Genomic DNA, 14,862 nt, shown 5'->3' with positions numbered 1-14,862 from the left:
GCAGGTCAGCCGCGGGGACGAGAACCGTTACGGGACAACCCATTCGACGAACGGTCGGCGTGTCCGTCGCGACACGCCGAAGCCGGTCTCAGCTGTCGGAGGCCGACGGGGGGACGACCACGACCCCCCGGGCGGTCGTGGCCACCAGCGGCGGGTCGAGCAGGTCCGCGCTGGACTCGCCGCGCTCCGGGGCGCCCCGGCCGACCACGCGCACCTCGAACTCCATCTCGCGGCTCCGGGTGCCGACGCGCACCAGCCGTGCCTCGATCTCGATGACGTCACCGGCACGGACAGGGGCCCTGAACTGCACGTCGGAGTACGACGCGAACAGACCCTCGTCGCCGTCGGTGACGATGCACATCTCCGTGGCCACGTCGCCGAACGCCGCCAGCGAGTAAGCGCCGTCGACGAGGTTGCCCGCGTAGTGGGCGTGGCTGTACGGCACGTAGCGACGGTGGGTGACGGTCCGGCCGACGGTGGGGCCGGCTGCTGGCGTGGTCATGCCTTCTCCTTGGTGGTCGGGGCTGCCAGGGCGTGGACGAGGTAGCTGGCCACCTCGCCGGGGGTGGTTCCCCGGCCGAAGATGCGGTCGACGCCGAGCTTGGGGGCGGACCCCTCCTCGAACCGCGGCCCGCCGACGACGAGCAACGGGACCTGGCCTGCGGGGTACGCCTCGCGGAAGGCGGCGCTCATCGTCGTCGTGTTGTGGATGTGGGCGTCACGCTGGGTGACGACCTGGCTCACCATGACGGCGTCGGCCTTCTCGGCCCGCGCCCGCTCGACGAGCTCGGGGACGAGGACCTGGGCGCCGAGGTTCACCACCTTGACCTCGCGGTAGTACTCCAGGCCCTTCTCCCCCGCGAATCCCTTGATGTTGAGGATCGCGTCGATGCCCACCGTGTGCGCGTCGGTGCCGATGCAGGCGCCGACGACGACGAGCTTGCGGCGCAGGCGGGACTTGATGGCCTTGTTGACCTCGGTCGGGCTGAGCAGCGGGAACTCGCGCTCCACGACCGTGACCTCGCGCAGGTCGACGAGGTGCTTGGCGCTGCCGTAGACGACGAAGAAGGTGAAGTCGGGGCCCATCGGCTTGGCGTGGACGAGCAGCGCCGGCTCCAGGCCCATCTTGGCGGCGAGCTGCAGGGCCGCACCCTCGGCACGCTTGTCGTGCGGCACGGGGAGGGTGAAGGACACCTGGACCATGCCGTCGCCGGTGGTGTCGCCGTACGGACGGATGATGTCGGGTTGACGCTTCGCCGGGGCTCCCTGCTTGCCTGCCTTGGGCATCGGCTCCAGGGGCATCGCGCTGTCGGTCGTGGACGCGCTCATCGGTTCGAGCCCTCCTCGAGCATCGTCGTGGCGGGGTTGTCGTAGTCGTCGGCGCGCACGACGACGCCGTCGAGGCCCTTGCCCCGGTCGGCCGGGCGCTTCATCAGGCCGAACGTACCGTCGGCGATGGCCTCGAGCAGCGGGGCCTTCCCCGGCTCCTGGGTGATGTCGGTGAGCAGGTCGATCGCGTCACCGAGCACCTGGCGGGCCCGGGTCTGGATGAACCCGTCACGCGGCGGGTGGAAGTCCTCGGTGAGGCCACCGGCGGCGTTGAGCACGTAGCGGACGTTCTGCAGCGCCAGGTCGCGGTCGGACAGGAACGGCGTGACGACCGCCTCGGTCATCATGCCGACGAGCAGGATGCCCTGGCCGGTCATGGCACCGACGAGGTTGAAGAACCCGTCGAGGAGGTAGCCGCGGAACACGTCGCCGGTCATGTGCTTGGTCGGCGGCATCCACTTCAGCGGCGCGTCGGGGAACAGCTGGCGGGCGAGCAGGGCGTGCGCGAGCTCCATCCGGAAGCTGTCGGGGAGCTCGGGGTTGATCTCGAACGCGTGGCCCAGGCCGAGCTGCCAGTCCTCGAGCCCGGCCTCCTTGGCGAAGTACTCGTTGAGCAGCTGGCTCACGGTGACCGTGTGCGCGGCCTCGACGGCGTCCGCGGTGGTGAGGTAGTTGTCCTCGCCGGTGTTGATGATGATCCCGGCACGGGCGTGGATCTGGCGGCTGAACCGCTGGTCGACGAAGGTGCGGATCGGGTTGATGTCGCGGAAGAGGATCCCGTACATCGAGTCGTTGAGCATCATGTCGAGGCGCTCGAGCCCGGCCAGCGTGGCGATCTCGGGCATGCACAGCCCCGACGCGTAGTTGGTGAGGCGGATGTAGCGGCCGAGCTCCTTGGACGTCTCGTCCAGGGCCGCACGCATGAGCCGGAAGTTCTCCTGCGTGGCGTACGTGCCGGCATACCCCTCGCGGGTGGCGCCCTCGGGCACGTAGTCGAGCAGCGACTGCCCGGTGGAGCGGATCACGGCGATGATGTCGGCACCCTCGCGGGCGGCGTTCTGGGCCTGGGGGATGTCCTCGTAGATGTCGCCGGTGGCGACGATGAGGTAGATCCACGGGCGCTGCTCGGGGTCGCCGTGGCGCGTGATGAGCCGGTCGCGGTTGGCGCGCTGCTTGTCGATGGTGCGTATGCCGCGGCTCACCTCGCGTCGCGCCAGGGCCTGGGCACGGGTGGTCTCACGGCCCGCGGGGAGCCGGAACTGCACCGAGCCGCTGGCGGCCTTCTGGGCCAGGGTCAGCAGGTCTGGTGCCTCTCCCCTGCGCAGGGCGTCGTACACCGGGGTGGTGACCCCGTGCTCGAGGCCGACCTCGGCGCGGACCGCGTCGACGAGGTGGTTGACCCACGGCACCCGCTCGTGGTCGGCGCCGGACAGGCCGGCGAGGCGCAGCGTGGCCCGTTCGACGGAGACGGTCGTGTGGCTCTGGGCCAGCTTGACGACGGGACGGCCGGCCTTGCGCGCGAGGGCGCGGGCCTGGCGGACGGTGGCGGGATCGAGGTCCAGCAGGGGTTTGGCTCGCGAAGACACGGCGCAAATCTAGCAGTGGGGAGCAGGATTTCCGGCCAACTGCCGCGTTGGCCGGAAATCCTGCTTCTTCGCTCGGTGGTCAGCTGCGCCCAGCGGTGGCGTCGTCGTTGCCCTGCTCGATGGCGTGCTTCCTCACCACGGCGGGGACCGATCCCACCACGCTGGGCTCGGTGGTGACCAGGGTCCGCTCCCCCAGCGCGGTCTCGCCCAGGTACCGCGCGGTCTGCTCGTCGAAGTAGACCGCGTTGACGTAGGCCCCGCGGTACTCGAGCTCGATGGCTGCGCGGCCGGCGTATCGGACCTTCGACGTTGTCACCTGCGGCAACGACCCCAGCACCCGGATCATCGCGGCGTTCAGCTTCGGTGGCACGGTGCCCGAGAGGAACCGGTCGCTGCAGTTCTCGAAGATCGCCTGGCTCGGGTCGAGCGAGTTGGGGCCGGTGCTGCGCAGGTGCGCGTCGAAGAAGGCCCGCAGCCCGGCCGGATCGGTGGGCCACCGGAGGTAGTCGGACGGCTGGGTCCCCATGAACGGGTCGTCCCCCAGGTCGCTCGGTGGGAAGCGGTAGTAGGACGTGCCCACCGGGCCGACCTTCGACAGGTCCCGTCGCCACGACGTCCCCTCGGCGTCCACCCAGCTCTCGGACGTCGTGTCGACCGCGGGGGTCCGGGCGTCACGGTTCTGCTGGGTGAAGTGCACGACCTGGTGCAGGTACTCCCCCGGTCCCACCTGCAGGGTGGGCGCCACCTCGGCCCGGCGGGCGAGCTGCTCGACGGCGTCGGCTCGCGGCAGGGCGGCATCGGGTGCGAGCACCGCGGTGCCCCCGAGAACCACGAGGGCCGCCGCCGCAGCGGCCGCACCCAGGGCGACCCAGCGACGGCGGGACCGTCCAGGAGTCAGCGCGAGCAGCCTGGCGGGAGGCCCGTCCTCGGCCTCGTCGCGCGTGCGGTGGAGCGTGATGGCGAGAGCGACCTCCGCCCGCGCCGGGGTCCAGTCGCGCTGGAGCGAGGCGGACGTCGGGCGCCCGGCCGCCAACAGGTCGAGGGGGTCGGGAGCGCGGTCGGTGAGCTGGTCGAGGCTGGTCATGAGAGCTCCTGGGCGAGGGTGGCCGTGCGGGGGCGGTGGGAGGAGGGGGCGTGCTCCCCCGCCGGTCGGGCGGGCGCGGGGGCGGTGTCGGCGGCATACGCGGCCCGGAGGCGTGATCGGGCGCGGTGCAGGCGCACGGTGAAGGCGCGGACCGAGCAGTCGGCGACCTCGGCAGCCTGTGCCGGTGACAGCCCGTCCCACGCCGTGAGCAGGAGCGCCTCGCGCTCAGCGCGGGTGCACTGCTCGAGCGCGCGGACCATGCTGTCGCGCTCGTGGACGGCCTCGTCGGCCGACGGCGCGGCAGAGGTCCAGCCGTCGCGCACTGCGGCGAACCAGACCTGGTCGGCGCGACGGGCGGTCCGACGCTGGTTGGCGATGACGTTCCGGGCCACGACGAGCAACCACGGCAGCGGCTCCTGCGGGACCTGGTCCGGCCGGCGCCAGGCGACGAGGAACGTCTCGGAGACGACGTCGTCGCACTGGCTCTGCTCGACGTGCCGGCGGGCGTAGGCGTGGACGCGGGCGGCGTGCTGCCGGAACAGCCCGCTCAGCTCGGCCTCACGGTCGGTGGCGCCCTCAGGGGCGTGGTGTCTGGTCACACCCCCTTGTGTCCGCTGCTCCACCCGGATCACGCGCACGGCCCGAATTGTGCCGTCTCGTCCCGCCTGGCCGTCGGAGGTTGCCCCGAGTCCTAGAGCGATCCGAGGCGTACTGGTCCTTCGGATGGCTCACGGACCGCGGGTTCTCAGGGGGTGAAGGCGCCCGCGTCGAAGACCGTGCGGCCACGGACGACGGTGCGCAGGCACTGCGGAGCGGGTTCGCCCGGCGACAGGTCGGGCAGGCCGGGGGTGCCGGAGCGCGGGTCGGTGCTCCATGTCTGGATCCGGTCGTCCGGGGCCTGCACGACGAGGTCGCCCACCTTCCAGACGGCGAACGTCGCCGGCAGGCCGAGGTCGAGGTAGCCACGGTCGTCGAAGCCGGCAGCGCGCCACCCCCCGCGGGTGTGGGCGAGGAAGGCCGACCGGGCAGAGATGCGCTGCCGCTCGTCGTGGTGGGCGATGCAGGCGCGGACGGCCTCCCACGGCGCGAACGGCGTCACGGGCGAGTCGGAGCCGAACGCCACCGTCATACCGGCGGCGAGCATCGAGGCGAACGGGTTCATCGGCGCCTCGCCGACGACGCGCTCGGTCCCGAGCCGCACGGCATACATGCCGTCCGAACCGCCCCAGAAGGCGTCGAAGGCGGGCTGGACGCTGGCGCCCACCCCGAGCGCCACGAGCCGGGCGATCTGGCCGGGGTCGACCATCTCGAGGTGCTCGAGCCGGTGCCGGGACCGGGCCACCACGGGGGCACCGACCAGCGCCGCGGCCGCCTCGAACCCCTCCACGACGGTGTCCACTCCCGCGTCGCCGATGACGTGGAACCCGGCCTGCAGCCCGGCCAGGGAGCAGGCGGCCACGTGGTCGCGGACCTGGGCGACGGACAGGTAGGCGTTGCCGGTGTGCCCGGCGAGGTCGGTGTAGTCGTCGCGGAGGTGGGCGGTGCGCGACCCGATGGAACCGTCCACGTTCAGGTCGCCGGCCAGGCCGTGGGCGCCGTGCAGGGTGGCGAGGTCGCGGGCCTGCTGCTCGTCGGCGACGAGCTCGGCCCAGTAGCCGAGGGTCTGGGGCCCGTCGCCGCGCTCCCCCGCCGCCAGCACGTCGGCGAAGTCGTCGGCGCTGGACAGGACAGGTCCGCCGTTCTCCTGGACCAGGCCGATCCCGGCGGCCGCGGCGCTGCGCAGGGCGAGGTCGATGTCGGCGCGGCGCTGGGCCGGGGTGACCGCGTCGGCGAAGGCGACGCGGGCCGCGTGGTGCGCCTCGCGGGTCACCAGGCCCTCTCCCTCCCACCCGGGGAGGTCACGGGCACCCGAGGCGGCGGCGAGCGCCGAGGAGACCACGGCGGAGTGGCCGTCGATGCGCGGTGAGTAGACCACGCCGCCGTAGGTGGCACGGTCGAGCTCGGCGCCGGTGACCGGACGGCGCTCTGCCCACCGGCCCTGGTCCCAGTTGGGGGCGTACACGGGGCGCCCCTGCTGGCGGCGGGCGGCGTCCTCGATGCGGGACAGCGCCTCGGCGACGCTGCGGGTGGTGCCGAGGTCGACGCCGCGCAGGCCGGCGCCGGTCTGGGAGAGGTGCGCGTGCGAGTCGACGAACGCCGGGGTCACGAGGGCGCCGTCGAGGTCGACCACGCGGTCCACCGCGTCGCCGTGGACCGAGGCGGCATCGTCCCCGCCGATCCACGCGATCGTGCCCGTCGCGTGGTCGACGACCATCGCGTTCGCGAAGGGGTCGATGGGTGAGTAGACGAAGCCGCCGCGGTAGAGAGTGCTCACGCGAGCACCCTATGCGGCGGCCTCACCCGTCCTGCCCGTCCCCCAGGACGGCCAGGCAGGCCCGGGCGATCTCGAGCTCCTCGTTGGTCGGCACGACCCAGGCTGCGACCCGGCTCCCGTCCGTGGTCACCCTTCGTTCGGGGTCGCCGTCGGCGTTGGCCGTGGGGTCGAGCTCCACGCCCAGCACGTCGAGGCCACCCAGGACCGCCGCGCGGACGCTGGCACTGTTCTCCCCGATGCCACCGGTGAAGGCGATGGCGTCGACCCGTCCGAGCGCCACGGCGTACGCCCCGACGTACTTACGAAGCCGGTAGACCATCACGGCGAACGCCAGGGCTGCGGCGTCGTCGCCCGCCTCACGACGTGCGTCGAGCTCGCGCAGGTCGGCGATGCCGGCCAGCCCGAGGAGCCCGCTGCCCTTGTTGAGGGCCTCGTCGTATGCGGCGGGGTCCAGTCCCGCGACCCGCTGGAGGTAGGCGCCGAGCGCCGGGTCGACGTCCCCCGAGCGGGTGCCCATGACCAGTCCCTCGAGCGGGGACAGGCCCATCGAGGTGTCGATGCTTTGGCTGCCGCGGACCGCGCAGGCGCTGGCGCCGTTGCCGAGGTGGAGCACGATGACGTTGCAGTCGCCGGGCGCGCGGCCGAGGAGCTCGGCGGTGCGACGCGAGACGAACCGGTGCGAGGTGCCGTGGAAGCCGTACCGCCGTACCTGGTGCTCCTCGCGCCACTCGGCGGGCACCGCGTACGTGAACGCCTCCGGCGGCAGCGTCTGGTGGAAGGCCGTGTCGAAGACGGCCACCTGTGGCGTTCCCGGGAAGGAGCGGCGGGCGCTGCGGATGCCCTCGAGGTTCGCCGGGTTGTGCAGCGGGGCCAGCGGGACGAGGTCCTCGATGGCGGCGAGGACGTCGTCGTCGACGAGGACGGGTTCGGTGAAGTGGGGGCCGCCGTGGACGACGCGGTGGCCCACGGCGTACAGGCCGAGAGAGCTGGTGTCGGGGCCGTGGCGGCGCAGGGCGTCGCGGGCGGCGTCGATCGCGGCGCGGTGGTCGGGGCAGGCGAGGTCCTCCTCGTGGGTGCCCGCCGGGGTGGTGTGGCGCAGGTGGGCGGCGCCCCCGATGCGCTCGATGATCCCCGTCGCCTCCGTCACGCCGGTCGCGGCGTCGAGCACCTGGTACTTCAGGGACGACGACCCGGCGTTGACCACGAGGACCGGGCGGGCGGCGGTCACCGGGCTCCCGCCTGGATCGCGGTGATGGCGATGGTGTTGACGATGTCCCGCACGAGGGCCCCGCGGGACAGGTCGTTGACCGGCTGGTTGAGCCCCTGCATGACCGGGCCGATGGCAACGGCCGACGCACTGCGCTGCACCGCCTTGTAGGTGTTGTTCCCGGTGTTGAGGTCGGGGAACACCAGCACCGTGGCCCGGCCGGCGACAGGGCTGTCCTTGAGCTTGGTCGCGGCGACGGCCAGGTCGACGGCGGCGTCGTACTGGATGGGGCCCTCGACGAGCAGCCCGGGAGCGCGCTCGTGGACCAGCGCGGTCGCGGCGCGCACCTTGTCGACGTCCACGCCCGAACCGGACTCCCCCGTCGAGTAGGACAGCATCGCGACCCTCGGTTCGATGCCGAACTGCCGGGCGGTCCGCGCCGAGGAGATCGCGATGTCGGCGAGCTGCTCGGCGGTCGGGTCGGGGTTGACCGCGCAGTCGCCGTAGACGAGGACCCGGTCAGCCAGGCACATGAGGAAGACGCTGGAGACGACCGAGACGTCGGGCGCGGTGCGGACGATCTCCAGCGCGGGACGGATCGTGTGGGCCGTGGTCGTGATGCACCCGGAGACCATGCCGTCGGCCAGTCCCTGGTGGACCATCATCGTTCCGAAGTACGAGGGGTCGACGACGCGGTCGCGGGCCTGGTCGAGCGTGACGCCCTTGTGGGCGCGCAGCCGGGCGTAGTCGGCCGCGAACCCCTCGCGCAGCTCGCTCGTCCCCGGGTCGACGACGGCCGCCGAGGAGACGTCGACGCCGAGCCGCTGGGCGTTGGCGTGGATGACCTCGGGGTCCCCGAGCAGCGTGAGCCGCGCGATGCCTCGGCCGAGGACGGTGTCGGCGGCCAGCAGGATGCGGTCCTCCGCACCCTCGGGCAGGACGATGTGCGACCCCGCCGCGCGGGCGTCGTCGACCAGTCGGTGCTCGAACATCAACGGGGTCACCGTGCCCTCCCCGGCCGCGGCGACGGGTCCGAGCAGTGTCTCGGCGTCGAGGCCGCGCTCGACCATGGCGACAGCCGCCTCGAGCTTGCGGGTGGAGTCGGGGGCGAGGCGTCCACGGGCGGCGCCCAGGCGGGTCGCGGTCGTCATGGTCCCGCTGTCCGTCGCGATGACGGGCAGCACGACGTCCAACCCCTCGATGAGCCGCTCGACCTGCGGGGTGAGCGGGAAGCCGCCGTTGAGGACGATCCCGGACAGCGTCGGGAAGGTCTTCGACCGGTGCGCCAGCAGCACCCCGAGCACGACGTCCTCGCGGTCGCCGGGCACGATGACGACCCCGCCCTCGATCAGGCGGTCGAGGACGTGCGGCATGGTCATCGCCGCCACCACCAGCCCGGTGCACTCGCGGTCCAGCCACGCCGTGTCGCCGTGGACCAGCCGTCCGGAGCAGGCGTCCATGAGGTCCCTGACCGTGGGGGCCCGCAGCAGCGGGGTCTCGGGCAGGGCCTGCACGGGGACCCCCACGCGGGTCGAGACCGCCGACGCCGTCTCCTCCAGCAGGGCCGGGTCGACCTGGTTGGCGACGACGCCAGTGACGTGCGCGTGCGCCTCCCGCGCGGCGACCACGGCCATCTCGGCCGTGGTCGCCACCTCGGCCGGGTCGTGTCCCTGGGCGGGGACCACCAGCAGCAGCCGGGAGCCCAGGTTGGCCGCGACCGCGGCGTTGACCGAGAACTCGGTGGGCGCCGACACGTCGGTGAAGTCCGACCCGACGACGAGGACGACGTCGTGCCCGCGGGCCACCTCGTGGAACCGGTCCACGATGGTCCCCATCGCGCGCTCGGGTGAGGCGTGCAGGTCGTCGTAGGTGACGCCGCACGCCTGCTCGACCGTCAGGTCTCCCGGGAGCTGGGACAGCAGGGTGCGGACCAGCTCGTCGGGGACACCGGCCCGGACGATGGGCCGGAAGACCCCGACCCGCCCTGCCCGTCGACTCAGCTGGTCGAGCAGCCCGACCGCCACCGCCGACTTGCCGGACTGGGCTTCGGTGCCGGCGATGTAGATGCTGGTGGCCACGGGCTCGAAACTACCGGCCGGGGACGGCTGACGGTGTGCTGTCCGGTCCCCGTCCGCCTACGCCTCGTCCCTCCCCCGCCAGGTCCAGTCGGCGATGTCCGGCAGGTCGGCGAGGTGCTCGCGGATGTAGGTCGCGTGCTCGGCGAGCCGGTCGTCGCACAACCGGGTGAGCCGGTCCCAGCCGTCGGGGCGTCGGTCGGCGCGGCGCAGCGCCTCCTTGGCGAGGTGGAACCGGCTCATCCCGTTGAGCACCACCATGTCGAACGGCGTCGTCGTCGTGCCCTGCTCGTTGAACCCGCGGACGTGGAAGCGCCCGGGGTTGCTGCGGCCGTGGACGAGCTGGTGGACCGCCCGCGGGTAGCCGTGGAACGCGAACACCACGTGCTTGTCCCGCGTGAAGAGGTCGTCGAACTGGCTGTCGGAGAACCCGTGGGGGTGGTCGTTCTCCGGCAGCATCGCCATGAGGTCGACGACGTTGACGAACCGCACGCGCAGGTCCGGCACGTGCTCGTGCAGGAGCTCGGCGGCCGCGAGCGCCTCCTGGGTCGGGACGTCACCGGCACAGGCCAGCACGATGTCGGGCTCCTCGTCGTCGCGGCCCGTGCTCGCCCAGTCCCAGACGCCGGCACCGGCGGCGCAGTGTCGGTGCGCCTCCTCGAGCGTGAGGTACTGCAGGTGCTTCTGCTTGTCGACCACGATGAGGTTGACGTGGTTGGTGCTGCGCAGGCAGTGGTCGGTGATGGACAGGGCGGTGTTGGCGTCCGGCGGGAACCACACGCGGACGACGTCCGGCGCCAGCGGGATGAGGCAGTCGATCAGCCCGGGGCCCTGGTGGGAGAACCCGTTGTGGTCGTTGCGCCAGCAGGTCGAGGTCAGGAGCACGTTGAGCGACGACACGTCCGCGCGCCACGGCAGGTCCTTGGCGTGCTGGAGCCACTTGACGTGCTGGACCGCCATCGACGCCGACACCATGGCGAACGCCTCGTACGTCGCGAACACCCCGTGGCGTCCGCTGAGGACGTACCCCTCGAGCCAGCCCTGGCACAGGTGCTCGCTGAGGACCTCCATGACCCGGCCGTCCGGTCCGAGGTGGTCGTCGGTGGCGAGCAGCGGTCCCATGAAGTTCCGGTCGGTCACCTCGAACACCGACTGCAGCCGGTTGCTCGCGGTCTCGTCCGGGGAGAACACCCGGAAGGTGCCGCCGCCGTCGGGCCGCGCCGTCGCGGCATACAGGTCCCGCATGAGGCCCCCGGAGGAGAGCGTGTTCTCGACCCACGTCGTGCCGCGCGCGGGCAGGGGTACCTCGTGGGTGGCGAGGTCCACCGGCGGGAGGTCGGTGCGCAGGCGCCCACCGTTGGCGTAGGGCGTGGCCGACATGCGCTTGTCGGCGGCCGGTGCGAGGGCGCGCAGCTCGGGGACGAGCCGTCCGGCGTCGTCGAAGAGCTCGTCGGGACGAGTAGGTCCGCAGCCAGTCCTCGAGGAGGCGCAGGTGCTCGGGGTTCTCGGCGAGCCCGGACAGCGGCACCTGGTGCGAGCGATTGGTCCCCTGGACCTGGACGCCGTCGACGACGTCGGGGCCGGTCCAGCCCTTCGGCGTGCGCAGGATGATCGCGGGCCAGCGGTGGCGCACCGGTTCGCTCGGGCCGTCGCCGGTCCGGGCCGCGGCCTGCAGGGCGCCGATGCGCTCGTGCGCACTGCTCAGCGCCTCGAACAGGGCCGGGAACACCACCGTCGGGTCGTCGCCGGAGACGGTGACCGGGTCCCAGCCCTGGCTGCGCAGGTAGGCCTCGACGTCCTCGTCGCTGGCGCGGCCGAGCACCGTCGGCCCGGCGATCTTGTAGCCGTTGAGGTGCAGGATCGGCAGCACCGCGCCGTCGCGGCGGGGGTTGAGGAACGTCGGCAGGCGCCAGGACGCGCTCAGCGGCCCCGTCTCGGCCTCTCCGTCGCCGACGACGCACGCGACGGTGAGGTCGGGGTGGTCGAACGCCGCGCCGGCTGCGTGGACGAGGGCGTACCCGAGCTCGCCGCCCTCGTGGATGCTGCCCGGCGTCTGCACGCTGACGTGGCTGGGGATTCCACCGGGCGAGGAGAACTGGCGGAACAGGTCGCGCACCCCGTCGCCGTCGGCGGCGATCCGCGGGTAGACCTCGCTGTAGGTGCCCTCGAGCCACGCGGCGGCGACGAGCGCCGGTCCGCCGTGCCCGGGGCCGGTGACGTACAGCCAGTCCGACCCGGTGCGGCGGATGAGGCGGTTGACCAGCGCGTAGACCATCGACAGGCCGGGGCTGGTCCCCCAGTGCCCGAGCAACCGCGGTTTGGTGTGCTCGAGGCGGAGGGGCTCGCGGAGCAGGGCGTTGTCGCGCAGGTAGATCTGCCCGACGGTCAGGTAGTTCGCCGCCGCCCACCAGCGCAGGTCGAGGGCCAGCTCCTCGGGGAGGTAGGTGGTGCTGCTGGCCGTGCTGGAGGCGTCGGAGGAAGTGGCCGGGGCGGGGGCGACGGTCGTCATGGCCCGATCCGACCACGGCCTAGAGGGTCCGGACCGGGCCCTTGGTCCCTACCGTTCGGAGGTCCCTACTCCTCGAGCCGGCCCTCGAACAAGGACCGCACCGCCGCGTTGCCGCGCACCAGCTCGAGGGCGTATGCCGCGTGGCCGGGGACGTACCCGTTGCCGACCAGCATGCGCACGTCGGCCGCGACGCCCTCGGCGCCGAGCGCCGCGGCGGCGAAGTTGGTCGCCATGGAGAAGAAGATGATGGTCCCGCCCTGGCCGGTCGAGAGGATGGCGGGCTGCTCGCAGCCGGGGACGTCCACGCAGACGACCGTGACGTCGGCCGGTCCGCCTGCGGCGGCGACGGCCTCCGACAGGCCCAGCGGGCTGCGGGCGTCGGCCACGACGACCTCGTCGGCCAGGCCGCTGGCGCGCAGGAGCGCAGCCTCGCGCTCGTGCGGGACGACGCCGAGGGTGCGTGAGGCGCCTGCCTCGGTGGCCGCGGCCAGGGACAGCGAGCCGGACTTGCCCGCGCCCCCGAGGACCGCCACGACGGGGCGGACGCCGCGCGCGGCATACTCCCCCACCACCCTGGAGACGAGCGCCGGTGCGCCACAGACGTCCATGACCATGAGGGCGAGGTCGGGGCTGAGGTCGTCGGGCAGCTGGGCGGCGATGGACCGGCCGAAGAGGATGGCGTGGCCCTGCGCCGGGACGCGTTCCGAACGGCCGTCCCAGCCGGCCAGGCCGTCCGTGATGACGAGTGGCGTCAGCGACAGCGAGACCAGGGTGGCGACCCGGTCGCCCACGGACAGGCCGAGCGTGGACTCGGGGCCGACCTCCTCGACCGTGCCGATGAGCATGCCGCCCGATCCCGTGACGGGGTTCTGCATCTTGCCGCGGGTGGCGACGATGTCGAGCACCTCGGCCCGCACCGCCGCGCCGTCGCCACCGTGCTTGTCGGAGAGCTGGCGGTAGGAGGCCGCGTCCAGGTTGAGCGTCTCGATGCTGACCCGCACCTCGTCCGGCCACAGGCCGGGCGCGGCGTCCAGCCGCTGCGCCGCCTGCGGCAGGGACGCGCCGACCGGGTCGAGGACGCGGTGCAGCCCGACCGGTGAGGACGGCGTGGTGCGGTTTCCGGCGACGACTGACACAGAATCTCCCTGAAATTGCGACACGGGGCGAAGATCTTGCGGTGAAGGTTCACGAACAGAGGAACCTGTCCCGTATCCTGCCACGTATGAGCACCTTGATCGAGCAGCCCTACGTCTACCGCCACCGCGAGCTGGTCGAGCCCGACTGGACCCGGTTCCCGGGCTGGAGGGACGTGACCGCCCAGGACTGGGCCAGCGCCCAGTGGCAGCGCGCCCACTGCATCAAGAACCTCCGCCAGCTCCGCGAGCTGATGGGCGACCTGCTCACCGAGGCGTTCTACGCCGACCTCGAGCGCGACCAGGCCGAGCGGGCCACGATGTCGATGCTCGTGCCGCCGCAGATGATGAACACCATGGTCAGCGAGCAGACCTGGGCCGACGGCTCCAGGCCGGGCGCCGGGGTCGAGTTCACCCGCGCGTTCTACGCCGACCCGGTGCGCCGCTACATGCTCCCCGTGTTCTCCGACCGTCGCACCGACTGGCCGAGCCACCCCCACGCGACCCGCGACAGCCTCCACGAGCACGACATGTGGGCCGTCGAGGGGCTGACCCACCGCTACCCCACCAAGGTCCTGGCCGAGATGCTGCCGACCTGCCCGCAGTACTGCGGCCACTGCACCCGCATGGACCTGGTCGGCAACTCGACCGCGGTCATCGACAAGCTCAAGCTCACCGGCAAGCCGGTCGACCGGTATGCCGCGATGCTCGACTACCTGCAGCGCACCCCGCAGGTGCGCGACGTCGTCGTCTCCGGTGGCGACGTGGCCAACATGCCGTGGAAGAACCTCGAGGGCTTCCTGGACAAGCTGCTCGACGTCGAGAACATCCGCGACATCCGCCTGGCCACCAAGGCGCTCATGGGGCTGCCCCAGCACTGGCTGCAGGACGACGTGGTCGAGGGCGTGGCCCGCGTGTCCGCCAAGGCGCGGTCGCGCGGCGTCTCCCTCGCGATCCACACCCACGTCAACAGCGCCCAGTCCGTGACCCCGCTGGTGGCCGACGCCGCCAAGGCGATGCTCCAGGCCGGTGTGCGCGACGTCCGCAACCAGGGCGTGCTGATGCGTGGCGTCAACGACACCACCGAGCAGCTGCTCGACCTGTGCTTCGCCCTGCAGGACGACGCGATGATCACGCCGTACTACTTCTACATGTGCGACATGATCCCGTTCAGCGAGCACTGGCGCGTCTCGCTCGCCGAGGCCCAGCACCTGCAGCACTCGATGATGGGCTACCTGCCGGGGTTCGCGACGCCGCGCATCGTCTGCGACGTGCCCTACGTCGGCAAGCGCTGGGTCCACCAGGTCGACAGCTACGACACCGAGCGCGGGATGTCGTTCTGGCGCAAGAACTACCGCACCTCGATCGAGGGTGCCGACACCGACGCCCTGTCGCGTGACTACGTCTACTACGACCCGATCCACACCCTGCCCGAGGCCGGCCAGCAGTGGTGGCGCGAGCAGGGCGACCACGAGGCCGCCCACGCCGTGGCGGTCGAGCAGGCTGCCGCGAGCCGCGAGGCCTCCGAGCGCGACATCGCCCTGGTCTGACCGGGGGGTCCCACC

The 14,862-nt window shown here is 72.4% G+C and carries 11 protein-coding genes and 1 pseudogene; 1 reads left to right on the top strand and 11 read right to left on the bottom strand.

The window, feature by feature from the left end; all coding sequences use genetic code 11:
* Nucleotides 1–88: 88 nt before the first annotated feature.
* From ASC58_RS08780 to ASC58_RS08735, 11 genes and pseudogenes are all read right to left on the bottom strand, one after another.
* Nucleotides 89–502 carry a hotdog domain-containing protein gene (locus ASC58_RS08780; RefSeq protein WP_056919018.1) on the bottom strand — a complete coding sequence of 138 codons (414 nt, stop codon included), beginning with the start codon at nt 500–502 and terminating at the stop codon, nt 89–91.
* Nucleotides 499–1,329 carry an OAM dimerization domain-containing protein gene (locus ASC58_RS08775; protein WP_235529156.1) on the bottom strand — a complete coding sequence of 277 codons (831 nt, stop codon included), beginning with the start codon at nt 1,327–1,329 and terminating at the stop codon, nt 499–501. Before ASC58_RS08775 ends, ASC58_RS08780 begins: the two co-directional genes overlap by 4 nt.
* On the bottom strand, nt 1,326–2,915 hold the full coding sequence (locus ASC58_RS08770; RefSeq protein ID WP_056919017.1) for a lysine 5,6-aminomutase subunit alpha: 1,590 nt from the start codon (nt 2,913–2,915) through the stop codon (nt 1,326–1,328). The genes ASC58_RS08775 and ASC58_RS08770 overlap by 4 nt, the downstream gene beginning before the upstream one ends.
* A gap of 79 nt (nt 2,916–2,994) precedes the next feature.
* Complete coding sequence (locus tag ASC58_RS08765) at nt 2,995–3,999, bottom strand: hypothetical protein (RefSeq protein WP_056914437.1); 1,005 nt, start codon at nt 3,997–3,999, stop codon at nt 2,995–2,997.
* A complete protein-coding gene (locus ASC58_RS08760; protein ID WP_056914436.1) occupies nt 3,996–4,598 on the bottom strand; it encodes an RNA polymerase sigma factor in 603 nt (200 codons plus the stop codon). The genes ASC58_RS08765 and ASC58_RS08760 overlap by 4 nt, the downstream gene beginning before the upstream one ends.
* A 146-nt stretch (nt 4,599–4,744) precedes the next feature.
* Nucleotides 4,745–6,373, bottom strand: a complete 1,629-nt coding sequence (locus tag ASC58_RS08755) for an amidohydrolase (protein ID WP_056919016.1) — start codon at nt 6,371–6,373, stop codon at nt 4,745–4,747.
* A 22-nt stretch (nt 6,374–6,395) separates the two neighbouring features.
* Nucleotides 6,396–7,601 (bottom strand): acetate/propionate family kinase, encoded by a 1,206-nt coding sequence (locus ASC58_RS08750; protein WP_056919015.1) that lies wholly within the window; start codon nt 7,599–7,601, stop codon nt 6,396–6,398.
* Complete coding sequence (gene pta / locus ASC58_RS08745) at nt 7,598–9,658, bottom strand: phosphate acetyltransferase (RefSeq protein ID WP_056919014.1); 2,061 nt, start codon at nt 9,656–9,658, stop codon at nt 7,598–7,600. The genes ASC58_RS08750 and pta overlap by 4 nt, the downstream gene beginning before the upstream one ends.
* A 57-nt stretch (nt 9,659–9,715) precedes the next feature.
* The gene (locus tag ASC58_RS21945; RefSeq protein ID WP_369796215.1) at nt 9,716–11,035 is read right to left on the bottom strand and encodes a hypothetical protein; all 1,320 of its coding nucleotides are present in this window, start codon (nt 11,033–11,035) and stop codon (nt 9,716–9,718) included.
* Between the two features lie 115 nt (nt 11,036–11,150).
* Nucleotides 11,151–12,164 (bottom strand): annotated as a pseudogene (locus ASC58_RS21940) (phosphoketolase); the annotation flags it as partial.
* A gap of 65 nt (nt 12,165–12,229) precedes the next feature.
* Nucleotides 12,230–13,300 carry a hypothetical protein gene (locus ASC58_RS08735; RefSeq protein ID WP_056919013.1) on the bottom strand — a complete coding sequence of 357 codons (1,071 nt, stop codon included), beginning with the start codon at nt 13,298–13,300 and terminating at the stop codon, nt 12,230–12,232.
* A gap of 86 nt (nt 13,301–13,386) precedes the next feature.
* Here ASC58_RS08735 and ASC58_RS08730 point away from each other — a divergent pair, with 86 nt between their 5' ends.
* Nucleotides 13,387–14,847, top strand: coding sequence for a KamA family radical SAM protein (locus ASC58_RS08730; protein WP_056919012.1), 1,461 nt, complete (start codon nt 13,387–13,389; stop codon nt 14,845–14,847).
* Nucleotides 14,848–14,862 lie beyond the last annotated feature (15 nt).

Source organism: Phycicoccus sp. Root101 (genome assembly GCF_001426245.1).
GTDB lineage: Bacteria > Actinomycetota > Actinomycetes > Actinomycetales > Dermatophilaceae > Pedococcus.
This window is presented reverse-complemented; position numbering and strand designations above follow the sequence as displayed.